This is a genomic window from Janthinobacterium sp. PSPC3-1 (genome assembly GCF_049896105.1).
Lineage (GTDB): Bacteria > Pseudomonadota > Gammaproteobacteria > Burkholderiales > Burkholderiaceae_D > Janthinobacterium.
The window spans coordinates 205,923-227,292 of sequence record NZ_JAFCTQ010000006.1 but is presented as its reverse complement, the minus strand read 5'-3'; the positions used below and the strand labels follow the sequence as shown (position 1 = coordinate 227,292).

Below are 21,370 nucleotides of genomic sequence, written 5' to 3'. Positions count from 1 at the left end.
TGCATGTGTAAGGCATGCCGCCAGCGTTCAATCTGAGCCAGGATCAAACTCTTCAGTTTAATCTCTGTTACTTTGCCCTGTTACAGGCACCGTCATTGCTGACGGGTCGCTCACTCAAAAAACTGACAGGCCACTACTTTCGTAGCGTCCTATTTCATTATTTCTTGTGAACATTTGATATTTTAAGTTTGACGTCAATCCGAAAATCGACGCTGCACTTCATCAAATGCCCACACTTATCGACTGTTAATTGTTAAAGAACGGTATTCGGCACTGCGTGTTTCGCGCTATCGACAAAGCGTTGTGTTTGTCAGCTGCGAAGAAGGAAGATTATGAAGCTTATTCAGCATTTCGTCAACCTTCTTTTCTACCCCCGTTTAACTCTGCAACACTTTGTTTTGTGTGCGTCGTTTTGCGAGGAGGCGAACTATAGCAAAGCCGCCCGATGTCTGCAACATCTATTTTCCTGGATCAACAATACCTGCTTACCGCCCACCCGGCATCCTGTTCACTTCAAGCGCCTTTTTGTGCAGCCTGTCGCAAGCGGCTGGCATGGCTGCCCTGCTTCAGGCACAGTGGCAACATCAGATTTTGACGCGCATCAGCATCAGTTACACTTGCCCACCGCGTCGATTCATTCCTTGCCAAGAAAGCGTCCCATGTTTCCGATTTCCAGCCTGCCCCAATTGCTGAAAACCCTGCTCGCCTGGCTGCAAAAGGCATTCGACGCCACCACGACCTGGGTCACCCAATTATCCTGGTGGAAATTTTTCCTGTTCGCCGCGCTGGCCCTGATCGCCGGCTCCATCCTGCAAGATGAACTGTTTTCGTCCAGCCCCGATGAAGAAGTGGTGATCAAGTCACACAAGCGGGCCAGCAAGAATACCGGCGAGACGAATATCCTGATTGACGATACGGGCATCCACTTCAATCCGCGCAACAGCAAGAGCCGCCGCAATACGGAAAGCACGGGCACCGATGCCACGCCGGCGGACGCCAGCCCGACGGACGCAAGCGCGGACAGCAGCGACACCACGCCTGAAGAGCCGACACCAGCCGTGCCGCCGGTACCGCCCGTCCCACCGGTGGCGCCAGCCAAGCCCAGCTATCCTGTCACCACCAACGCTTCCGGCGAGGAAGTCCATATCGAGCTGCCGCCGCAAATCGGCGAAGAGTTATCCAATGCCATCGAGGAAGCGGTCGACGATGCCGCCGAACAAAAGGTTTCGCGCTACCACCAGCAAGCCTCGACCTGGTTCAAGAGTTTCGTGTCCTTGCTGGTACTGGCCCTGTTTGCGATGAAGGCCCTGGTCGGCGGCAAGAAGCGGGCGGAAGCGGAAACGGTGACGGCCAATGAGGCAGCCGAGCGCGCCTCCATGCAGCGCCAGCTCAGCGAAGCGAAGATGCAGATGATGCAGGCACAGGTGGAGCCCCACTTCCTGTTCAACACGCTGGCCTCGGTCGAACACCTGATCCAGGTCGATCCGCCGCGCGCGGCCAAGATGCAGCGCAGCCTGATCCAGTATTTGCGCGCCGTGCTGCCGCAAATGCGCGACAACGCCCTGATTACCAACCTGGGCCGCGAGGCGGACATGGTGCAAGCCTATTTGAACCTGCTGAAAATGCGCATGGAAGAGCGGCTGACGGTCGATTTCCAGATTCCCGACGGGCTGCGCAGCGCCGCCTTCCCGCCGATGATGCTGCAGTCGATGGTGGAAAACGCCATCAAGCACGGCCTGGAAGTGAAACCGGAAGGCGGCACCCTGCGCATCGTGGCGGAAGTGGCGCACAGCAAGCTGCGCGTGATCGTCACCGATGACGGCCTGGGCTTTGGCGCCGTCCCCAGCGATGGCACGGGGCTCGGTTTGCCGACCATCCGCGAACGGCTGAAACTGCTGCATGGCGACCAGGCCAGCCTGACGATTACGCCAAATCAGCCGAGCGGCGTGTGCGCCGTGATCGAAGTGCCGTATCAACTGTCGAAATAAGACCACTCTGTAGTTGATAAAAACGCTAATTCATTGAATAATCAATCTTCGCCAGTTCACACTTGATGACCATGCCTACCGCTATTATTGCCGACGACGAAAGACTGATGCGCGACCAGCTGCGCTTGCGACTGGGCCAGGCCTGGCCCGAACTGGAAATCATCGGCGAGGCCAAGAATGGCGACGAGGCGATCGAACTGGTCGACCAGCTGAAACCGGACTTTACTTTCCTCGATATCCGCATGCCGGGCAAGACCGGCATGGAAGCGGCGCAAGTGATCGGCAACAAGAGCCGCATCGTGTTCGTCACCGCCTATGACAGCCACGCCGTCGAAGCGTTCGAGCGCGGCGCCGTCGATTATGTGCTGAAGCCGCCCGAGCACGAGCGCCTGTTGATCACGGTCGACCGCCTGAAGACGCACCTGAGCAAACCCGCGCTGGACGTCAACAGCAGCGTGACGGCCATGCTGTCGCAGCTGGCCGAGAAGATCACCGCCAAGCCGACCTACCTGCAATGGATACAGGCCAGCATCGGCCAGGACTTGCGCATGATCCCGGTCGAAGAAATCCTGTTCTTCCGCTCGGACGAGAAATATACCTGCGTGCAGACGGCCAAATATGAGGCGCTGATCCGCAAACCCGTGCGCGACCTGGCCGAAGAGCTCGACCCTTCGCTGTTCTGGCAGATCCACCGCGCCACGCTGGTCAATGTCAACGCCATCGAAGGCGTGACGCGCGATATCCGCGGCCGCCACCTGGTACTGATCAAAGGCAAGACCGACAAGCTGGAAGTGAGCCGCAGCTTCTTGCACCTGTTCAAGCAGATGTAAGCGGGCCGCGCAGGCCGGGCCACGCAGGCCCGGTGTGCGCAAGATCAAGCCCCTCCGCCTCAATCAGCCTACGCTGCATGAAGTCCCGCCCGCTCTTCCCCCTGCTCGCCTTTCTTTGATCTGCCGTTGATCCATCCGCAAGGAGCGCCCATGCCCGGCCGTGCAAAAACAGGATTGTTGCGCATGCTGCCGCTGGGCATGGCGGCCGCCGCTACTTATTATCTGTGGCGGCCCTTCAAGGTCAGGCGCAAAGCCGCGCCCACTGCGCCGGCCAGCGAAGCCATGCTGGCGATCGACAGCGAGCAGTCCATCGTGCATGCCAATGCGGCAGCCGCGGCCCTGTTCGGCAGCACGCCGGAGGCCATGCGCGGCATGCCGCTGGGCCACTTCATCTTGCGCGATTTACGCAGCCTGGACAGTAACTTGCCTTTCCTTGACATCGGCCAGCAACTGCGCCTGACAGGCCGGCGCGCCACCGACGCCACCCTGATGGGCCGCAAGGTCGACGGCGCCATGTTTCCGCTGGAGGGTTCATTAACGGCGAGCACCGGGCACGAGGGCGCCGTCGATACCGTCCTGGTGCGCGACATCAGTGCGCGCAAGCAAGTCCACGAACAACTGGCGCGCTCGTTTGCGCAGCTGCGTGAACTGTCGAGTGCGCTGCAAACCATCCGCGAGGAAGAGCGCAAGCATATCGCGCGCGAGTTGCATGATGACCTGGGCCAGTTGCTGGCCACCTTGCGCGTCGACCTGACATTGGCGCGCCAGCATGCCGACATGACGGCGCCGTTGCTGCGCCTGCTGCACGAAATGGATGGCTTGCTGGTGACGGCGATTTCCTCGCTGCGCCGCATCGCCAGCAATCTGCGCCCGCGCGCCCTCGATGAAGGGGGGCTGTATTTTGCGCTGCAAACCTTGCGCCACGACTTCCTGCTGCGCCAGGCCGTGCATTTCGAACTGATGGCTGACGAGGGCGACCTGGTGCTCGACGACGAGCGCAGCACGGCCATTTACCGCATCGTGCAGGAGGCGCTGACCAACATCGCCCGTCATGCCGAAGCCAGCCATATCACGATCGCCCTGCACCGCATCGATTCCATGCTGTCGATCACGATACAGGATGACGGCAAGGGCATTACCGACCGCGACCTGGAAAAAGCGGCGTCGCTGGGATTGCTGGGCATGCGCGAACGGGTATGGGGCTTGAACGGCAGCATACAGATCGGCGCCGACAGCGAACTGGGCGGCACCCGCATCGACATCATGCTGCCCATGCATGCAATCACATCCTCACCATAAAAAAAAGGCGCTCCACGGAGCGCCTTGCTTCACACCACCATGCTGGTGTTGCTTAGAACTTGTGGGTCATGCCCAGCTGGTACATCGATTTGTCGCTGAACTGGTCGCGGCCGGCGTAGCCGTAGACGGCGGTACGCTTCGACAGCGGATAGTCATAGCCCAGGCCGAAGGCCTTGGCGGTTTCCTTGCCGCTGACCAGGCTGCTGTCCTGTTTCTGTTTCACATAGCTGGCCTTGATCGCGCCACCGCCGATGTCATACGCCAGGCCGATCAGGAAGCTCTTGAATTCGCCGTTGACAGCAACGTCGGTGTCGGCCTTCGAGTAGTCGAACGTGACTTTGGCAGGACCGAATTTGTAGCCGCCGCCCACCAGCCACAGAGTTGGTTCGGCAGTGGCGTTGGCCACCGTCTGCACTTTTTTCTGGTAGCCGGCGTGGGCGCTGGCTGGGCCCATGTCATAGGTGGCGACCACGCTGTAACCCGAATCGGCATCCTTGATTTCGCTGGCGACGACCTGGCCGCTGATGACGAAACCGCTGAAGGTCGGGCTGTTGTAGGTCACGGAATTGCTGACGCGCGAAGCGCCCACCACCGAACCGCCGGCGGCAGGGCCGTTTGGCGACTGGCCGCCGCGCATGACTGGCTCATTGATCTTGCCGATCACGCCGTAGGTGTTGAACGGGTCGACGCGGGCCAGGGTGCCGTCCAGCAGATCCTTGGTACGACCCAGGTACACGGTACCGAAGTTGCCGGTCAAGCCTACCCATGCCTGGCGGTCAAACAGGGTGTTGGCCGTGGCTTGCGCGCCGGTGTCAGCCTTGAATTCGCTTTCCAGGTTGAAAATGGCTTTCAGGCCGTTGCCCAGATCTTCCGTACCCTTGAAGCCGATGCGCGAAGCCTGATTCTCACGTTCCACGATGGACGAACCGCTGGTCTTGGCCAGGCCCAGATCGACCACGCCGTAGACGACGACGTTCGATTGCGCCTGCGCCGTAGCGGCTGCGAAAGAAGCGACGATCAATGCTGCCAGAGTAATTTTTTTCACTTGAGATTCTCTACATTAGGTTGGACAAAATTTGGTGCTGCTCAGCTGCTGAACCGAATCATGCCAAGCAAATGCTTCAACAATATGACATCGGCAATCTGTTGTTTTTTGGCACTCTTTTCCTCAAGACGAAAAAAAACCGCCCGCAGGCGGTTGTATGGCGTGGTGCCGCTTACTTCAGGCGGCAGCTCAGCAGCCAGTAATATTCGAGGCGCTTCATGCGGATCTCGCGCGCGGAATGGGCGAACTTCTTGCGCAGGTGGCTGTCCGATGGGAAATTTTTCAGCACTTCATAGCGCTCGCCCGCGTCCGTCGTGCGGAACTGGTGGGTGTTGCCTTCCAGGTCGGTACGGGCGATGACGGTGCTGCTGCCGTCGACATAGGAATTGTCGATCAGCACCAGCATAATGTCCTTGCCCAGCTTGCTGCGCAACTGTTTCAGGTATTTGTCCTGGTCTTCGCGCTTGACATGCGACCACCAGAAACCGGCGAACACGGCAGTGAATTTGCCCGCCAGGTCGTCCGGCAAGTTGAATGCGTCCAGCTTGGCGAAGGTCACGTTGTCGGGCAAGCCACGGGCCTGGGCCAGCGCCAGCATTTCATCGTTGATGTCGGTCGCCAGCACCGATTCGGCCGCGTCGGCAACCACCTCGGTCCAGTAGCCGGTGCCGCAGGCCAGTTCCAGCACGGTATGGCCTTCCAGCACGTCGGCGACCTTGTCGCGCAACACTTCCAGGTCCTCCTGGCGTTCGGGCTTGTCATAGACGCGCTCGTACTGCTGCGCGATGGTGGCGTAATATTGGGCAAGCTGATCGGTAATCATGTTTCTTCTCTTATCTAGTCAGAACCGGGCACTCGCCCGGCTTGGTGCTGCATTGTTATAGTTCGTAGTGCTCTTTATCGCCGCTCATCGCCTGTTCGATCAATTTCCGGTTCAGGGTGGGGGTCAGCAACTCGATAAAGGTGTAAATGTAGCTGCGCAGATAGGCGCCCTGCTTGACGGCCACGCGCGACACATTCATGCCGAACAGGTGGCCGACAGGGATGGCGCGCAAGCCCCGGTCGCGCTCGGCGTCGAAGGCCATGCCCGCTATGATACCAATCCCCATGCCCAACTCGACATAAGTCTTGATCACGTCGGCGTCGATGGCCTCCAGCAGGATGTCCGGTTTCAGGCCGCGCAGCACGAAAGCGTGGTCGATCTTGTTGCGGCCGGCAAACGCGCTGTCATAGGTAATCAGGGGAAACGCGGCGATTTCCTCCAGCGTGACCGACTTCGATTTGAGCAGCGGATGATCGACCGGCACCACCACCACATGCTCCCATTGATAGCAGGGCAAGGTGATCAGGCCGTCGATGGCGGCGATCGATTCGGTGGCAATGGCGAGATCGGCCTGGTCGCGCTGTACCATCTCGGCGATCTGGCGCGGGTTGCCTTGCAACAAGGACAATCTTACCTTCGGGAACTTGATCATGAACGCCTGCACCACCTTGGGCAAGGTGTAGCGCGCCTGCGTGTGCGTGGTGGCAATGGTAAAACTGCCGCTGTCCTGTGCCGCGTATTCCTTGCCGATGCGCTTCATGCTGTCGATTTCCTGCATCACCAGCTCGACCGATTCGAGCACCAGGCGGCCCGGCTCCGTCAGGCCGCGGATGCGCTTGCCGTGGCGCGTGAAGATGTCGACGCCCAGCTCTTCTTCCAGCTCGATGATGGCTTTCGACACGCCCGGTTGCGAAGTGAACAAGGCCTTGGCCGCGTCCGTCAGATTATAGTTCTGCCGAACCGCTTCGCGCACGAAGCGCAGTTGATGGAGATTCATTGCTGGTTTTGCCTTAAAATGTGCCGCGCTTCCGCCCTACCGATGATTTTACATTCATGCTTATACACATATCGCATATAAGCAAATGCATACTTAGTAGTTTGGAATAAACACTAAGTTTATTACTATTGCGGGTACTTTGGGGGTGCAAGCATGACTTTGTCTTATATAGTCTCAGGATTTGCCGTCGGTTTGCTGGTCGGCATGACCGGTGTCGGTGGCGGCTCGCTGATGACTCCGTTGTTAACATTGCTGTTTGGCGTCTCGCCATCGGTTGCCGTCGGCACCGACCTGGCCTTTGCCTCGATTACCAAGAGCGCCGGCACCCTGACGCACCGCCTGCGTGGCACCGTGCGCTGGGATATCGTCAAGCGCCTGTGCATCGGCGCCTTGCCCGCTGCGGTCGTTTCCACCCTGGCCCTGAAGTCGTTCGGTACCCTGTCGCCGGAAATCGGCCAGATCATCCGCTACTCGATCGCCGGCTCGGTGCTGCTGACCGTGGTTGCCCTGATCTTCAAGGGCCGCATGCTGAACTGGATCAACGCCCATCCTGAAAAACAACTGCAAGGCAACAAACTTGCCGCCGCGACCATTATTTCCGGCGCCGTGCTGGGCGTGCTGGTTACCGTCTCGTCGATCGGCGCCGGCGCCATCGGCGCGACCTTGCTGGTGATGCTGTATCCAAGCATGAGCTCGGCCGAAGTGGCCGGCACCGACATCGCCTATGCCGTGCCCCTGACGGCGATTGCCGCGCTGGGCCACTGGTGGCTCGGTTCCATCCACTGGGAACTGCTGATCTCGCTCTTGATCGGCTCCCTGCCCGGCATCACGCTCGGCTCGTGGGTGGCGCGCTCGGTACCGGAAAAATTCTTGCGCGTACTGCTGGCGATGACCTTGACCACCGTGGCAGTAAAGCTAATCTACTAATTCACATACAATCCCAGGCAATCTTCCAGTACCCCGGCTTATTTAGGACTCGATATGTACCACTACGATCAGTACGACCATCTTATCGTCAAAGAACGCATTGCGCAGTACCGCGACCAGGTTGCGCGCCGGCTCGCCAATGAATTGACGGAAGAAGAATTCATTCCGCTGCGCCTGCAAAACGGCCTGTACATGCAGCGCCACGCCTACATGCTGCGCATCGCCGTGCCGTACGGCCTGCTGTCGTCGAAGCAGATGCGCATGTTTGCCCATATCGCGCGCAAGTACGACCGCGGCTATGGCCACTTCACCACGCGCCAGAACATCCAGTTCAACTGGGTCGAACTGGAACAGACGCCCGATATCCTGACCGACCTGGCCTCGGTGGAGATGCACGCGATCCAGACTTCCGGTAACTGTATCCGGAATACAACGTCGGACCCGTACGCCGGCGTGGCCGCCGATGAAATCATCGATCCGCGCCCGTATGCGGAAGTGTTGCGCCAGTGGAGCACTTTCCACCCCGAGTTCATCGCCCTGCCGCGCAAGTTCAAGGTCGCCATCAATGGCGCCGAACAGGACCGCGCCGCGATCGCCGTGCACGATATCGGCCTGACGGCCGTGCGCAACGAAGCGGGCGAAGTGGGCTTCAAGGTGATGGCCGGTGGCGGCATGGGCCGCACGCCGATCCTGGGCAGCGTGGTGCGCGAATTCCTGCCATGGCAACATCTGCTGACCTACACGCAAGCCATCATGCGCGTGTACAACCTGCACGGCCGCCGCGACAACAAGTACAAGGCGCGCATCAAGATTTTATTGAAAGCCATCGGCGTGGAAGAATTCACGCGCCAGGTGGAAGCGGAATGGGTCGACCTGAAGGACGGCGCGGAAACCCTGACGACCGAGGAAATGCAGCGCGTGGCGGACTTCTTCAATCCGCCGGCCTACCTGGAACTGACGGACGTCGATTACGCCGGCGAACACGCGGACAACAAGGCCTATGCCAACTGGATCCTGCGCAACGTCAAACCGCACCAGCGCCCAGGCTATGTGGCGGTGGTGCTGTCGCTGAAGAAAACTGGCGTGCCGCCGGGCGACGCGACGGCCGAGCAGATCGATTTCGTGGCCGATCTGGCCGACCGCTACAGCTTTGGCGAACTGCGCGTCACGCACGAGCAGAACCTGGTGCTGGCCGACGTCGAGCAGTCGAAACTGTTCAAACTGTGGCAGGAAGCCAAGGCGCATGGCCTGGCCACGCCGAATATCGGCTTGCTGACCGACATGATCTGCTGCCCTGGCGGCGATTTCTGCTCGCTGGCCAATGCGAAATCGCTGCCGATCGCGGCCGCGATTGCCGAGCGGTTCGACAATATCGACTTCCAGCACGATATCGGCGAAATTGAACTCAATATTTCCGGCTGCATCAACGCCTGCGGCCACCATCATGTGGGCAGCATCGGCGTGCTCGGTGTCGACAAGGATGGCAGCGAATGGTATCAGGTGTCGATCGGCGGCGCGCAAGGCAACAACGCCGCCATCGGCAAGATCATCGGACCATCGTTCTCCGCCTTGCAGATGCCGGAAGTTATCGCCCGCCTGCTGCATGTGTATGTACGCGAACGCCATGAAGGCGAACGCTTTGTCGACACGGCACAGCGCCTGGGCCTGCCGCCCTTCAAGGAACATGTGTATGCAACGCCGATCACCGTCGGCAACCTGGTCGGAGAAGACGAATATGTTTGAAGTACGCGAAGAAATCATCAAGAACGCCGCAGTAGTGCCGAATGACTGGGGCCTGCTGCGCCTGGACGAGGGCGACACGCCGGAGTCCGTGGTTGTGCCTGAAGGCAAGGCCATCGTGCCGCTGCTGGTGTGGCAAGCCCAGCGCGAGGCGCTCGCCGCCCGCCTGCCGGACATCGGCGTGTGGCTGGCCGGCGACGAGCGTCCGGAAGAACTCGCCGATGTGATCGCCCAACTGGCCGTGATCGCGATCGACTTTCCGAAATTTACCGATGGCCGCGGCTATTCGATCGCTTTTAATCTGCGCGCCCGCCTCGGCTACAAAGGCGAGCTGCGCGCCATCGGCGACGTGCTGCGCGACCAGCTGTTCTCGATGCACCGCGTGGGCTTTGACGCCTATGCGACGCGACCGGACCGCAGCATCCATGACGCACTGAAAGGACTGTCCGTGTTTTCGGAAACCTACCAGGCCTCGTGGGACCAGAAATCGCCGCTGTTCCGCCGCCACCACCGCGAAGGCCAGAATCCCGACCTCGACAACGCGGCCGGCATCTGAATAAAGGCAACGAAGATCACCATGAGCGACCTCTCTACTTTAATTGACGCCACCCAGCAAACGCTGACACGCATCGCCGCGGATTTTTCGCCGGCCGTGTTCGCCTCTAGCCTGGCAGCCGAAGACATGGTGCTGACCGACATGATCCTCAAAGCGAAGCTGCCGATCGGCATCTTTTCGCTGGAAACGGGCCGGTTGCACCAGGAAACCCTGGCCGTGCTCGGCAAGGTCAAGGACCGTTACGAGCATGACATCACGCTGTACCGTCCGCAGCCGGAAGCCGTGGCGCAGTATGTGGAACAGAACGGCCTGAACGCCTTCTACAACAGCGTCGAGATGCGCCGCGAATGCTGCCGTATCCGCAAGGTCGAGCCCTTGGGCCGCGCCCTGGCCGGCAACAAGGCCTGGGTCACGGGACAGCGCCGTGCACAATCGACCACGCGCGCCGAACTGCATGTGCAGGAAGAGGACGCGGCGCACGCGATGACCAAATTCAACCCGCTGGCCGACTGGTCGGAAGAGGATGTATGGGCGTATATCCGCGCCAACGACGTGCCCTACAATGCGCTGCACGACCAGGGCTATCCGTCGATCGGCTGCGAACCGTGCACCCGCGCGGTCCAGCCCGGCGAAGACGTGCGGGCCGGCCGCTGGTGGTGGGAAAACCCCGATTCCAAGGAATGCGGCCTGCACATGGTGGACGGCAAGTTGATCCGCATTAAATCCGTGGCCGCCTGAACCAGCTAACAGAGAACAAGAAAGCATCCAATATGAGCAATATTTTGAACCAGCGCCATCTCGACAGCCTTGAGTCGGAAGCCATCCACATCATGCGGGAAGTGGCGGCCGAGTCGGCCAACCCCGCGCTGCTGTTTTCGGGCGGCAAGGATTCCGTGGTCCTGCTGCGTTTGGCGGAAAAAGCTTTCCGTCCAGGCAAATTCCCGTTCCCGCTGGTGCATATCGACACCGGCCATAACTTCCCGGAAGTCATTACCTTCCGTGACAAGAAAGTGGCGGAACTGGGCGAACGCCTGATCGTCGGCTCGGTGGAAGATTCCATCCAGCGCGGCACGGTGCGCCTGCGCAACCCGGCGACGGACTCGCGCAATGCGGCGCAAGCCGTGACCCTGCTGGAAACCATCGCCGAACACAAGTTTGACGCCTGCATCGGCGGCGCCCGCCGCGACGAGGAAAAAGCCCGCGCCAAGGAACGCATCTTCTCGTTCCGCGACGAATTCGGCGCCTGGGACCCGAAAGCCCAGCGTCCGGAACTGTGGGATCTGTATAACACCCGCGTCCATCCCGGCGAAAACATGCGCGTGTTCCCGATCTCGAACTGGACCGAGTTGGACGTGTGGCAATATATCGCCCGCGAAAAACTGGAACTGCCGCCGATCTACTTTGCGCACGAGCGCCAGGTGATCCCGCGCAATGGCCTGCTGGTGCCGCTGACCGACCTGACGCCGCCGCGCGAAGGCGAAACGGTGGAAACGCAAGTGGTGCGCTTCCGTACCGTCGGCGATATCTCGTGCACCTGCCCCGTGTCGTCCGATGCGGCCACGGTGGACGCCATCATCGCCGAAACGGCAATCACGCAAATCACGGAGCGCGGCGCCACCCGCATGGACGACCAGACCTCCGAAGCCTCGATGGAAAAACGCAAGAAAGCAGGGTATTTCTGATGAACGCAGCAGTTTTGAACACCACTTCCTCCGACAGCCTGGAGCGCGGCATGCTGCGCTTTATCACGGCCGGTTCCGTCGATGACGGCAAGAGCACCCTGATCGGCCGTTTGCTGTTCGACAGCAAGGGCATCTTCGCCGACCAGCTCGACGCCATGTCGCGCTCCAAGCACAAGCGCACGGTCGGCGACACGGTCGACCTGTCCTTGCTGACGGACGGCCTGGAAGCCGAGCGCGAACAAGGCATCACGATCGACGTCGCCTACCGTTACTTCGCCACCCCGAAACGCAAGTTCATCATCGCCGACACGCCGGGCCACGAGCAATACACGCGCAACATGGTTACCGGCGCTTCGACCGCCGACGCCGTCATCATCCTGATCGACGTGTCGAAAGTCAAACTCGGCGACGACGGCAGCGTGGAATTGCTGATCCAGACCAAGCGCCATTCGACGATTGCCCACCTGCTGCAGATCGAGCACGTGGTGGTCGCCGTCAACAAGATGGACCTGGTCGATTACGACGAAACGGTGTACAACCGCATCGTCGCCGCCTACCGCGAATTCGCCCAGTCGCTGGGCCTGAAGGACATCACGCCGATTCCATTGTCGGCATTGACCGGCGACAACGTGGTCGAGCGCGGCGACAAGCTGGGCTGGTACACCGGCCCGACCCTGATCGAGCTGCTGGAGTCCCTGTCCGTCTACGACGAATCGCACGACGCGCCGTTCCGCTTCCCGGTGCAACTGGTGGCGCGCCACAACGGCCACGAAGCGAACGACTTCCGCGGCTACATGGGCCGCATCGAAGCGGGCAAGGTCAGCATCGGCGACACGCTGGTGGTGCAGCCTTCGGGCCAGACGGCCACCGTCAAGGATATCGTCACCCTGGACGGCTCCTTGCAAAGCGCCGTGGTGGGCCAGTCGGTGACCTTGCTGCTGAACGAATACCTCGATATTTCGCGCGGCGACCTGCTGGCCGGCGCCGACCGTCCTGCCACCTTGCTCAAGCAGGTAGTGGCCGACGTCTGCTGGCTGTCGGAAGACGCGCTCGACCTGCGCCGCAAATACTGGATCAAGCACGGCACGCGCCAGACGGCCGCCAAGGTGACGGCGATCGACACCCTGCTCGACATCAATACGCAGCAGCGCCATCCGGCCGAAGGCCTGAAGCTGAACGATATCGCCCGCATCAGCCTGAACGTGCAGCAGCCGCTGGCGGCCGACGCGTATGCCGATATCCGCGCCACCGGCGCCTTTATCCTGATCGATGAAGTCACCCACCAAACCGTTGCTGCCGGAATGATCCGCATCGACTGAGGAAGGCAAGCATGAACCACTCCACATCTCTCCCGGGCAAGGTCTACCTGATCGGCGCCGGCCCCGGCGCGCAAGACCTGATGACCTTGCGCGGCGCGCGCCTGCTGGCGCAAGCCGACGTGGTGCTGCACGACGCACTCGTGACCAGTGAGATGCTGGAGCTGTGTCCGCAGGCGAAAAAGATCCTGGTCGGCAAGCGCTGCGGCCAGCTGTCGACGGCGCAGGCGTTCATCAACAAGCAGCTGGTCGACCATGCGCGCAAATACGCGGTCGTCGTGCGGCTGAAAGGCGGCGACCCGATGCTGTTCGGCCGTGCCGACGAGGAATTGCGCGCGCTGGAAGAAGCCGGTATCGCCGTGGAAGTGGTGCCCGGCATTACCACCGCGCTGGCCGCCGCCGCCGCCACCCAGCAACCGCTGACCAAACGGGGCGTGTCGCGCAGCGTGGCGTTTTTTACATCCAGCACGGCGCCCGGCGAATCCGAGCAGACGGCGGTGCCGGACTGCGACACCCTGGTGCAATACATGGGCGGACGCGAAGCGATCGCCACCGCGCAACGTTTGCTGGCGCAGGGCCGCAGTGCGACGACACCTGTGGTGGTGATTGAAAACTGCAGCCGGCCGGAACAGCGCATCGCGCGCATGACCCTGTCGCAGCTGGCGCTGGGCCTGGGCGACAAGCACGGCCCCGTGCTGGTGATGCTGGGCGAGGCGATGGCGATGCGCGCGCACCAGGCCAGTGCCCCGGATCTGGGTAGCGCCGTTTTTACCGACTTTAAAGTCAGTAACTATTGATCTGATGCAAAACATGGTAGGATGCTCGGGCCGCAATACCGCGCCACCCCTGCATTCTCTACCCTGTCATCACTCATGAATTTTTCTTCCCTGCGCGAAGCGCTGCAGTCACTCAGCCGCAGCAATGGCGGCCTGTTCGCCACGATTTTGCTGGTCACCGTGGGCCAGATCGGCCTGTGGCTGGTGTTTCCCGCCATCGACAATGAAAACCATCTGCTCGAATGCCTGCAGGCGCTGTGCCTGGCGCTCGCTTGCGTGGTGCACGGGCAAAAGGCGTGGACCGAATCGGACCGCGATTCGCTGCGCTTCCTGATCCACGCCGGCCTGTCGGCGCTGATGTTCGGCTTTTTGCTGCGCGAGCTGGAAATTCGCGAGATGGGCGAGTCGTATGCGTGGAACGTGCTGGAAAAAACCCTGCGCGTGCTGGAACTGCTGGTGTTGCTGCGCCTGCTGGTGTTTTTCGTGCCGCGCGCGCGCGCCGTGTTTGCGAATGTGCGCGCCATCTTCGGCATGCGCGTGACCATCATCACCCTGATCGGCGGCCTGTTCATGGTGGCCGGCTGGCCGTTCGACAAGAAAGTGATCCACGCCTTGCCGGAGATGTATTCGGAGCTGCTGGAAGAGGTATTTGAACTGGACGGCTACCTGCTGCTGTTCCTGGCCGCCATGGCCGATACCAGTGCGGCTGCCCGCATCAAGCTGCGTTTCAGGAAGGCTGGCTGACAGCCTGTTCGAAGCGCGACGGCTGCGGCAGCAACTGCCGCAAGGTCGCCGCCACCCGCGCCAGGCGCGGGTCATCATCCTCTGCCTCGTCGCAGGTATCGTTAATGCAGAAAAACGGCAAGCTGCCGAACCGTTCGCGCAGCTGCGCCAGCCGCGCCGGTGCATCCGCGTCGCCACTGGCGATATGCAGCGGATCGAGCACGTCGCTGCGCGCCAGGCCCTGCTCCACCATCCAGCGCGGCACCAGGTCGGGCAGCAGGGCCGGCGCGCGCCAGGAACGGAACACGGTGGAACGCACCTGGGCAAACAGTTCGGGAGCCTGCCGCTCCAGCGTCTGCATGGCACTTTTCAGCATCGGCCGCGGCGCATGCGCAAACAGGCGCGGCTCGTGGCGATAACCAGGGTCGCGCGCACCCAGCCAGTCGCGCGACAGCACCGCGCAATTGACGGGCGCCGCCACGTCAGCGCGCACTTGCGCCGGCAAACACACCACCGCTTCTTCCAGGTACACGCGCAGGCCGTCGCCAAACCAGTATCCGGCGTCGAACGGCTGGCCCAGGAACACATCGTCATTCAGATATAAAAACCGCTCGGCCAGGCCGGGAATATGATGCAGATACGATTCGATATGGGCCGAGTCGAACACGGGCAAGGCGAACGCCGGCATCAGCTGGCGGTGGTCGATCACGGTCAAGCCAGCGCCGGCGCGCAGCCATGATGGCACTTGCCGGTCGGTCACCAGATACACATGGCCATGATCGGGAAAGAAGCGCTCGAGTGCGCGCAGGTTGTAGCGCAGCTCGCCGTTGTCGCGGTAGCGCCCCGCCACATTGCCATGCAGGGCCAGCTGGCCAGGGTGTTGTATCGCCCACTGCGCATAAGCGGCGCGGTGGCGCGCGCGCCAGGCCGGGTCCTGCCCGTCCACCCACAGGTAGACGATATCGACCGGCCCGTTCAAGATTGGCCGGGGGCGGCCACGCAGTAATCGGCAATCGCCGCCAGCACGCTGGCGTTTTCGCCGACCGCCTCGACCACCTTCAGGCGCAGTTGCGGGTGCGCCTGGCGCAATTCGTCCACCAGCAGCGGCAGGTCGCGCAGCACATGGCCGCCCTGGCCCAGGAACACCGGCACCACGGTGGCGTCCAGTACCGCGCCGTCAGGCAGCTCGGCCAGCAAGGTGGCAATCAGTTCCGGCAGGCGCGGCGTCATCAGTTCAAGAAAGGCCAGCTGCACGGCGGTGCCGGGCATGCGTGCCTGGGTCAGCTCGCGCAGGCGTTCGAACGGTGCGGCCCAGGAAGCGGCGCGCGCGCCATGGGCGAACAGGATCAGCGCCTGCCGTGTCGTTGTCGTCGTCATCAGTGCCGCTCCACCCACCACAGCATGATCAAGGCCGCAAACAGATACAGCACGCTCGGTGCGGCCGCCGTCAGCAGGGCCGGCCAGGTACTGAGCAGGCCCAGGTGCGAGAACAGGGTATTGACCAGCATGAAGCTCACGCCGATCATGATGCCGATGAAAATCTTCAGGCTGACGCCGCCGCTGCGCGTATGCATGTAGGCGAACGGCAGCGCCAGCGCCATCAGCACGAAAATGGCCAGCGGGTCGATCAGCTTTTTCCAGAAGGCGATGCGGAAACGCTCGGTCTCCTGCTTGTTCTCGGCCAGGTGGCGCGTGTACACCGCCAGTTCGCTGGCCGACATGCGCTCGGGGTCCGAGGCCGACACCGTCAGGATCTTCGGCGTCACTTCCGACACCATGTCCTTGGTGGCGCTTTTCACGGTGCGCACCAGGCTGGTTTCCTGGCCATAGTAGTTCTGCAGCTTCGGCTCGTAGCCGGGCGTGGTGGCGGCACTGTTCGAGAACGCCGTTTCCGTCACGTCGGACAAACGCCAGACGTTGTTGCCCTGGTAAATCGCGCTGGCGGCCACCGTCATGGTGCGCAGGCGCATGGTGGTGTCGAATTCGTACAGCTTGACGTTTTTCAGCTGGCCGTCGGGACGCGCTTCGCCGACGTTGAAGAAGCGCGAACCGGTGACGGTGCCCGTCAAGCCGTCGCTCTTGATCATGTCCTTGGTCCACAGGCCCGAGCGGAACTCGCTCGACACGGAAGTGCCGCGCGAAGTCAGTTTCAGGCGCTCGGCCAGCGGCTCGGTATAGGGCGTGACGAATTCGCCGAACAAAAAGGTGATCACCACGAACACCACGCCGATGCGCAGCAGGAAGCCGGCCGCCATCGCGGTCGACATGCTCGACGCGCGCATGATGGTAAATTCCGAGCTGGCGGCAAACTGCGCCATCGTGTAGATGGTGCCGATCAGGGCGGCGATCGGCATCACTTCATACACGTGGCCGGGCACCAGCACCAGCACATAGAAAAAGGCGTACTGGATGGTATAGCCATTGCGGCCGACCTTGGGCAGCTCGCCCGTCAGGTCGATGAAGGCCTGCAGCGCCAGAAAGGCGAGCAGCACGAAGAACACCGCCTGGAATATCGAAACCGCAAAATAGCGCTGCAGGATCTTCATTTGGTGTCCGCCTTACTCTGTTTGCCGGCGCAGCGCGCGCGCTTGAAGGACGCCAGCAGGACCAGCGGATGATAGCGGTGATTCACATTCAGGCGCCAGGCGAACAGCGCCACCACGGCCAGCAGCGCCAGCAGGTGCAGCGGCCACCAGGCCATGCCGAAGCTCAGACGGCCCTGCTTCACGCTTGCCTCGATGACCTTGGTCAGGTTGCTGTAGCTGAAGAAGATCAACAGCGCCACGATCAGGTTGGCCGAACTGCCGGCGCGCGGATTGACGAAGCCCAGCGGAATGGCCAGCAGGATCAGCAGCAGCGCGATCAGCGGCGCGCTGACGCGCCACATCAGTTCGGCCATGGTGAACTGGTTGTTGGCGGCGATCAGCGCCATGGTGCTCATGGCGCGCACGCCCAGGTCGGCGCCCAGTTCCTGCTGCTTGCTTTCGATGCGCATGATGTACTGTTCGAATTCCATGGTCTGGAAGTCGGCCTGGGTCGGGATGCCCTGGTAGCGGCGCCCTTCCTTCAGCACCAGGAAGCGGCTGCCGGCGGCGTCGGTATTGATCACGCCTTCCTTGGCGACCACCACCACCGCGCTGCCCTTGGCGTCGACGGTGTTGACGAACACGTTCTGCACCACGTTTTTCTCGCCGCTGACGCCTTCGACAAAGAAGATGCGGTTGCTGCCGGCCGATTCGCGGAACTGGCCGGGCGTGACTTTCTGCAGGTCTTCGCGCTTTTCAAAGCGCGCCACGTAGGCATCGCTTTTCTGCTGCGCCCACGGCGTGGCGTACAGGCTCAGGGCGCCGATGGCCACCACCAGCGGCAGGCCGAAGCTGAGCACCGGCGCGATCCAGCGCGACAGGCTCAGGCCCGAGGCGAACCACACCACCATTTCGGATTCCTTGTAGCTGCGCGTGACGACCATCAGCACCGAGATGAAACCGGTCAGTATCAAAATGGTGGGCAGCTGCATCAGCGAGGAAAACAGCATCAGCGACATGACGTCGGCCGACGCGACTTTGCCGCCGGCGGCCTTGCCGAGGATACCGATCAGCATCCAGGTGAGCAGGATACTGAATAAAACAGTGAAGGTGGCCCCGGCGGCACTAGCCAATTCACGTCGAAGGGCACGTTGAAAGATCATTCGGAGTTTATAATTCGGGTCAGTTAGTTGAGTAACACGTTACTAGTAAATGAAAACGGAGAACCAAATGGACTTTAGCATAAAAGCATTCGATACCAAGAGCACCCTCGGCACGGCCAAAAGCGGATGCATCGCGGTTGCGGTATTCGAAAACAAAAAACTGTCGCCAGCGGCACAAGCGCTGGACAGCAAGGGTGCCATTTCGGCTGCGCTGAAGTCCGGCGACATCACCGGCAAGCCTGGCAGCACCCTGCTGCTGCGCGCCGTTGACGGCGTCAGCGCCGAGCGCGTGCTGCTGGTCGGCATGGGCGGCGATGAAACCGTCAGCGAAAAAAGCTTCGCCACCGGCGTGCAGGCTGCCTTGAAGGCTTTCGGCGCGCTGGGCGCGGCGGACGCCATTATCGCATTACCGCTGGCCGAAGTGAAAGAGCGCGATGTAAATTGGGCCATCCGTTGCGTGGTGCAAGCGGCGCACGACGGCGAATACCGCTGCGACTCGCAAAAAAGCAAGAAAGATCCGGCCCCTGCCGGCGTGCGCAAGATCGTGCTGTCGGCGCCGGCCACGGCCGCCACGCGCGGCGCGCTGGCGCAAGCCATCGCAATTGCCAACGGCTCGAACTTCACCCGCAACCTGGGCGACCTGCCGGCCAATATCGCCACCCCGACCTACCTGGCCAACACCGCCAAGCAGCTGGCCAAGGACTACAAATTTGAAGTCGAAGTACTGGACCGCAAACAGCTCGAAGCGCTGAAAATGGGCAGCTTCCTGTCGGTCACCAACGGCAGCGAACAGCCACCGAAGTTCATCGTCCTGAAACACATGGGCGGCAAGGCCAAGGATGCGCCGGTGGTCCTGGTCGGCAAGGGCATCACTTTCGACACGGGCGGCATTTCACTCAAGGCCGGCCCCGGCATGGATGAAATGAAGTTCGACATGTGCGGCGCCGCTTCGGTACTGGGCACCTTCCGCGCCATCGGCGAAATGAACCTGAAGCTGAACGTGATCGGCGTGATCGCCGCCTGCGAAAACATGCCGTCGGGCCGCGCCACCAAGCCGGGCGACATCGTCACCTCGATGAACGGTTTGACGATCGAAGTGCTCAACACCGACGCCGAAGGCCGACTGGTGTTGTGCGATGCGCTGACCTACACCGAGCGCTTCAAGCCGGCGGCGGTGGTCGATATCGCCACCCTGACCGGCGCTTGCGTGGTCGCGCTGGGCCACCACAACACCGGCCTGTTCACGCGTTCCGACGCGGCGCATGACCAGCTGGCCAACGAGCTGCTGGCCGCCGGCAAGCAGGCATCGGATACCGCATGGCGCATGCCGATCGAGGAAGCGTACAACGAGCAGCTGAAATCGAACTTCGCCGACCTGGGCAATATCGGTTCGCCAGGCGGCGGCGCCGTCACGGCGGCAGCGTTCCTGGAAAACTTCACCAGGAAGTACACCTGGGCCCACCTCGATATCGCCGGCACGGCCTGGAAATCGGGCGCGGCCAAGGGCGCGACCGGCCGTCCGGTGCCCCTCTTGACCACGTTCCTGCTGAATCGCGTGCAGTAATGCATTCTTTTTAACCCAACCGCGAGGACTGGGGTCGGACGGGGACGCCGAGTCCCTGCGGGTCCGACCCCGGCATTTCGAGGTTGGGGTTAAATAAAAAAAGCCGCCACGGTCATCGACCCTGGCGGCTTTTTTCATGCACGGCCGTTTAATAGACGACCGGATCGGGTATCGGTGATGGCACGGGCTTCGGTGGTGCGGGCGCGGTCGGCGGCATGGTGACGGTGGCGGGCTGCGCGGCGACCGGTGCCACTGCCGGCGCAGGCGGTGCGGGCGGCGCCAGGCGCGCCGGGTCCTGCATGATGACGGTCAGGGTGGACGGGTAGTCATAGGCGGCGCCCGTGTCGCGGTCGACGAAATAGCCGACGCCCAGGGTAAAGATGACATTGCTCCAGGCGCTGCCGCCATTGACGGTGGCGTCAAATTGATTGTCCATCACGACGGCCGGCGAGCCGCTCTTCTTGCAGTCGACCTTGAGCGGGGCCTGGCTCTTGCGGATCATGATGCGGCCCGGCGTGGTGACGAACCACTTGCCCATGTCGTTGCTGAGGATGCAGCCGGCGCCCGCCAGCTGGCGGTTGTCGAAAATGGTTTGCACCAGCACCATCTGCTCGGTCGAACCGGTCATGGTGGCGCAGCCGGCCAGGCCGGAGAACAGCATCATGGCGGCGAGAGGACGGCGCATGGCGGACTCGTTTAACGCAGGGGAATCGGCTGGCTGGCGGGAACCGGCACGGCGGTCACGCTGTTTTTCGGACTGCCATCGATCAGGCGGTCGGAATACACCAGGTAGATCAGCGCATTGCGCTTGGGATCGACCATGCGCACCACGCGCACATGCTTGAAGAAGATCGAGGCGCGCTCGCTGAACACTTCCTCCTGGCGCGGCAGCTTGCCGTTGAATTGCAGCGGCCCCACCTGGCGGCAGGCCACCGAGGCGTCGGCCTTGTCTTCGGCCAGGCCGACGGCGCCCTTGATGCCGCCCGTCTTGGCGCGCGACAGATAGCAGGACACGCCGGTGACACGCGGATCGTCATAGGCTTCGACGACGATCTTGTGGTCGGGGCCGATCAGCTTGAAAACAGTGTCGACCGAGCCGACGGTTTCAGCCCGCGCCGAAGCGCAGGCAAGGGCCAGCAGCGTGGCCGATGCCAGCAGATGACGCATGATGTTACTTGGCATGAAGGTTTCCTGGGCACGTGAGGACACGGCCATCAGTGATCAGTATCAGTTAATGGGAGCAAAGCGCTGCACCATGACGCCCTCGACCTCGATCAGCTGAAAGAACACGTCTTTCGGCCGGGTCCAGATCGAGCCGTCGGCGGCGCGGTAGACGATCATCGGGGTCAGGTCCGATTCCAGCGTGGCTTCGCACACCAGTTCATAGATCCCGCCCTTGTAGTGCCGGTAACGCAT

The 21,370-nt window shown here is 61.7% G+C and carries 22 protein-coding genes; 12 read left to right on the top strand and 10 right to left on the bottom strand.

The window, feature by feature from the left end; translation table 11 throughout:
* The first annotated feature begins 659 nt into the window (after positions 1-659).
* The 3 genes from ACP7B7_RS09685 to ACP7B7_RS09675 all read left to right on the top strand — a co-directional run bounded on the left by ACP7B7_RS09685 (position 660) and on the right by ACP7B7_RS09675 (position 4,117).
* Positions 660-1,988, top strand: coding sequence for a sensor histidine kinase (locus ACP7B7_RS09685; RefSeq protein ID WP_308922450.1), 1,329 nt, complete (start codon positions 660-662; stop codon positions 1,986-1,988).
* Between the two features lie 71 nt (positions 1,989-2,059).
* On the top strand, positions 2,060-2,818 hold the full coding sequence (locus ACP7B7_RS09680) for a LytR/AlgR family response regulator transcription factor (RefSeq protein ID WP_308922451.1): 759 nt from the start codon (positions 2,060-2,062) through the stop codon (positions 2,816-2,818).
* Between the two features lie 150 nt (positions 2,819-2,968).
* Entirely contained in the window at positions 2,969-4,117 is a 1,149-nt protein-coding gene (locus tag ACP7B7_RS09675; protein ID WP_426076532.1) for an ATP-binding protein, read from the top strand.
* A gap of 52 nt (positions 4,118-4,169) precedes the next feature.
* On the opposite strand, the gene ACP7B7_RS09670 is transcribed toward ACP7B7_RS09675, so the two are convergent.
* The 3 genes from ACP7B7_RS09670 to ACP7B7_RS09660 form a co-directional block, all read right to left on the bottom strand.
* Positions 4,170-5,162: a porin gene (locus ACP7B7_RS09670; RefSeq protein ID WP_308922453.1), complete on the bottom strand. Its 993-nt coding sequence runs from the start codon at positions 5,160-5,162 to the stop codon at positions 4,170-4,172.
* Between the two features lie 172 nt (positions 5,163-5,334).
* Positions 5,335-5,985 carry a class I SAM-dependent methyltransferase gene (locus ACP7B7_RS09665; protein ID WP_308922454.1) on the bottom strand — a complete coding sequence of 217 codons (651 nt, stop codon included), beginning with the start codon at positions 5,983-5,985 and terminating at the stop codon, positions 5,335-5,337.
* Positions 5,986-6,040: 55 nt separating this feature from the next.
* Complete coding sequence (locus tag ACP7B7_RS09660) at positions 6,041-6,982, bottom strand: CysB family HTH-type transcriptional regulator (RefSeq protein WP_065306706.1); 942 nt, start codon at positions 6,980-6,982, stop codon at positions 6,041-6,043.
* Between the two features lie 153 nt (positions 6,983-7,135).
* On the opposite strand from ACP7B7_RS09660, the gene ACP7B7_RS09655 reads away from it, so the two are divergent.
* The 8 genes from ACP7B7_RS09655 (at position 7,136) to ACP7B7_RS09620 (ending at position 14,723) form a co-directional block, all read left to right on the top strand.
* Complete coding sequence (locus ACP7B7_RS09655) at positions 7,136-7,909, top strand: sulfite exporter TauE/SafE family protein (protein WP_308922455.1); 774 nt, start codon at positions 7,136-7,138, stop codon at positions 7,907-7,909.
* A 54-nt stretch (positions 7,910-7,963) separates the two neighbouring features.
* Entirely contained in the window at positions 7,964-9,652 is a 1,689-nt protein-coding gene (locus ACP7B7_RS09650) for a nitrite/sulfite reductase (RefSeq protein WP_308922456.1), read from the top strand.
* Positions 9,645-10,205, top strand: coding sequence for a DUF934 domain-containing protein (locus ACP7B7_RS09645; protein ID WP_308922457.1), 561 nt, complete (start codon positions 9,645-9,647; stop codon positions 10,203-10,205). Before ACP7B7_RS09650 ends, ACP7B7_RS09645 begins: the two co-directional genes overlap by 8 nt.
* A 21-nt stretch (positions 10,206-10,226) precedes the next feature.
* A complete protein-coding gene (locus ACP7B7_RS09640; protein WP_308922458.1) occupies positions 10,227-10,943 on the top strand; it encodes a phosphoadenylyl-sulfate reductase in 717 nt (238 codons plus the stop codon).
* 32 nt (positions 10,944-10,975) lie between these two features.
* Positions 10,976-11,887 carry a sulfate adenylyltransferase subunit CysD gene (gene cysD / locus ACP7B7_RS09635; protein ID WP_133993663.1) on the top strand — a complete coding sequence of 304 codons (912 nt, stop codon included), beginning with the start codon at positions 10,976-10,978 and terminating at the stop codon, positions 11,885-11,887.
* The gene (locus ACP7B7_RS09630; protein WP_308922459.1) at positions 11,887-13,206 is read left to right on the top strand and encodes a sulfate adenylyltransferase subunit 1; all 1,320 of its coding nucleotides are present in this window, start codon (positions 11,887-11,889) and stop codon (positions 13,204-13,206) included. Before cysD ends, ACP7B7_RS09630 begins: the two co-directional genes overlap by 1 nt.
* An 11-nt stretch (positions 13,207-13,217) precedes the next feature.
* On the top strand, positions 13,218-14,000 hold the full coding sequence (gene cobA, locus ACP7B7_RS09625; protein WP_308922460.1) for a uroporphyrinogen-III C-methyltransferase: 783 nt from the start codon (positions 13,218-13,220) through the stop codon (positions 13,998-14,000).
* A gap of 75 nt (positions 14,001-14,075) precedes the next feature.
* A complete protein-coding gene (locus ACP7B7_RS09620; RefSeq protein WP_308922461.1) occupies positions 14,076-14,723 on the top strand; it encodes a hypothetical protein in 648 nt (215 codons plus the stop codon).
* On the opposite strand, the gene ACP7B7_RS09615 is transcribed toward ACP7B7_RS09620, so the two are convergent.
* The 4 genes from ACP7B7_RS09615 to lptF are packed head-to-tail and all read right to left on the bottom strand — an operon-like array spanning position 14,707 to position 18,390.
* Positions 14,707-15,681, bottom strand: a complete 975-nt coding sequence (locus ACP7B7_RS09615; RefSeq protein WP_308922462.1) for a Stealth CR1 domain-containing protein — start codon at positions 15,679-15,681, stop codon at positions 14,707-14,709. The two genes, ACP7B7_RS09620 and ACP7B7_RS09615, sit on opposite strands and share 17 nt — an antisense overlap.
* Complete coding sequence (locus ACP7B7_RS09610) at positions 15,678-16,079, bottom strand: sirohydrochlorin chelatase (RefSeq protein WP_308922463.1); 402 nt, start codon at positions 16,077-16,079, stop codon at positions 15,678-15,680. The genes ACP7B7_RS09615 and ACP7B7_RS09610 overlap by 4 nt, the downstream gene beginning before the upstream one ends.
* On the bottom strand, positions 16,079-17,248 hold the full coding sequence (gene lptG / locus ACP7B7_RS09605; RefSeq protein WP_308922464.1) for an LPS export ABC transporter permease LptG: 1,170 nt from the start codon (positions 17,246-17,248) through the stop codon (positions 16,079-16,081). Before lptG ends, ACP7B7_RS09610 begins: the two co-directional genes overlap by 1 nt.
* Complete coding sequence (lptF, locus tag ACP7B7_RS09600) at positions 17,245-18,390, bottom strand: LPS export ABC transporter permease LptF (RefSeq protein WP_308922465.1); 1,146 nt, start codon at positions 18,388-18,390, stop codon at positions 17,245-17,247. The genes lptG and lptF overlap by 4 nt, the downstream gene beginning before the upstream one ends.
* 67 nt (positions 18,391-18,457) lie before the next feature.
* Between lptF and ACP7B7_RS09595 the strand changes: the two genes are divergently transcribed.
* Positions 18,458-19,954, top strand: coding sequence for a leucyl aminopeptidase (locus ACP7B7_RS09595; RefSeq protein WP_308922466.1), 1,497 nt, complete (start codon positions 18,458-18,460; stop codon positions 19,952-19,954).
* 148 nt (positions 19,955-20,102) lie between these two features.
* Here the strand turns inward: ACP7B7_RS09595 and ACP7B7_RS09590 are convergent, their stop codons facing one another.
* The 3 genes from ACP7B7_RS09590 to ACP7B7_RS09580 are packed head-to-tail and all read right to left on the bottom strand — an operon-like array spanning position 20,103 to position 21,370.
* Positions 20,103-20,639, bottom strand: a complete 537-nt coding sequence (locus tag ACP7B7_RS09590; RefSeq protein WP_308922467.1) for a hypothetical protein — start codon at positions 20,637-20,639, stop codon at positions 20,103-20,105.
* An 11-nt stretch (positions 20,640-20,650) separates the two neighbouring features.
* The gene (locus tag ACP7B7_RS09585; protein WP_374694211.1) at positions 20,651-21,136 is read right to left on the bottom strand and encodes a CreA family protein; all 486 of its coding nucleotides are present in this window, start codon (positions 21,134-21,136) and stop codon (positions 20,651-20,653) included.
* A 45-nt stretch (positions 21,137-21,181) separates the two neighbouring features.
* A complete protein-coding gene (locus ACP7B7_RS09580; protein WP_065306721.1) occupies positions 21,182-21,370 on the bottom strand; it encodes a DUF1653 domain-containing protein in 189 nt (62 codons plus the stop codon).

Excerpts from the sequence above, each read along its gene's own strand:
- ACP7B7_RS09685 (WP_308922450.1), top strand. The coding sequence starts at position 660 with ATGTTTCCGATTTCCAGCCTGCCCCAATTGCTGAAAACCCTGCTCGCC.
- ACP7B7_RS09680 (WP_308922451.1), top strand. The coding sequence starts at position 2,060 with ATGCCTACCGCTATTATTGCCGACGACGAAAGACTGATGCGCGACCAG.
- ACP7B7_RS09675 (WP_426076532.1), top strand. The coding sequence starts at position 2,969 with ATGCCCGGCCGTGCAAAAACAGGATTGTTGCGCATGCTGCCGCTGGGC.
- ACP7B7_RS09665 (WP_308922454.1), bottom strand. The coding sequence starts at position 5,985 with ATGATTACCGATCAGCTTGCCCAATATTACGCCACCATCGCGCAGCAG.
- ACP7B7_RS09660 (WP_065306706.1), bottom strand. The coding sequence starts at position 6,982 with ATGAATCTCCATCAACTGCGCTTCGTGCGCGAAGCGGTTCGGCAGAAC.
- ACP7B7_RS09655 (WP_308922455.1), top strand. The coding sequence starts at position 7,136 with ATGACTTTGTCTTATATAGTCTCAGGATTTGCCGTCGGTTTGCTGGTC.
- ACP7B7_RS09650 (WP_308922456.1), top strand. The coding sequence starts at position 7,964 with ATGTACCACTACGATCAGTACGACCATCTTATCGTCAAAGAACGCATT.
- ACP7B7_RS09645 (WP_308922457.1), top strand. The coding sequence starts at position 9,645 with ATGTTTGAAGTACGCGAAGAAATCATCAAGAACGCCGCAGTAGTGCCG.
- ACP7B7_RS09640 (WP_308922458.1), top strand. The coding sequence starts at position 10,227 with ATGAGCGACCTCTCTACTTTAATTGACGCCACCCAGCAAACGCTGACA.
- cysD (WP_133993663.1), top strand. The coding sequence starts at position 10,976 with ATGAGCAATATTTTGAACCAGCGCCATCTCGACAGCCTTGAGTCGGAA.
- ACP7B7_RS09630 (WP_308922459.1), top strand. The coding sequence starts at position 11,887 with ATGAACGCAGCAGTTTTGAACACCACTTCCTCCGACAGCCTGGAGCGC.
- cobA (WP_308922460.1), top strand. The coding sequence starts at position 13,218 with ATGAACCACTCCACATCTCTCCCGGGCAAGGTCTACCTGATCGGCGCC.
- ACP7B7_RS09620 (WP_308922461.1), top strand. The coding sequence starts at position 14,076 with ATGAATTTTTCTTCCCTGCGCGAAGCGCTGCAGTCACTCAGCCGCAGC.
- ACP7B7_RS09610 (WP_308922463.1), bottom strand. The coding sequence starts at position 16,079 with ATGACGACGACAACGACACGGCAGGCGCTGATCCTGTTCGCCCATGGC.
- lptG (WP_308922464.1), bottom strand. The coding sequence starts at position 17,248 with ATGAAGATCCTGCAGCGCTATTTTGCGGTTTCGATATTCCAGGCGGTG.
- lptF (WP_308922465.1), bottom strand. The coding sequence starts at position 18,390 with ATGATCTTTCAACGTGCCCTTCGACGTGAATTGGCTAGTGCCGCCGGG.
- ACP7B7_RS09595 (WP_308922466.1), top strand. The coding sequence starts at position 18,458 with ATGGACTTTAGCATAAAAGCATTCGATACCAAGAGCACCCTCGGCACG.
- ACP7B7_RS09590 (WP_308922467.1), bottom strand. The coding sequence starts at position 20,639 with ATGCGCCGTCCTCTCGCCGCCATGATGCTGTTCTCCGGCCTGGCCGGC.
- ACP7B7_RS09585 (WP_374694211.1), bottom strand. The coding sequence starts at position 21,136 with ATGCCAAGTAACATCATGCGTCATCTGCTGGCATCGGCCACGCTGCTG.
- ACP7B7_RS09580 (WP_065306721.1), bottom strand. The coding sequence starts at position 21,370 with ATGCGTTACCGGCACTACAAGGGCGGGATCTATGAACTGGTGTGCGAA.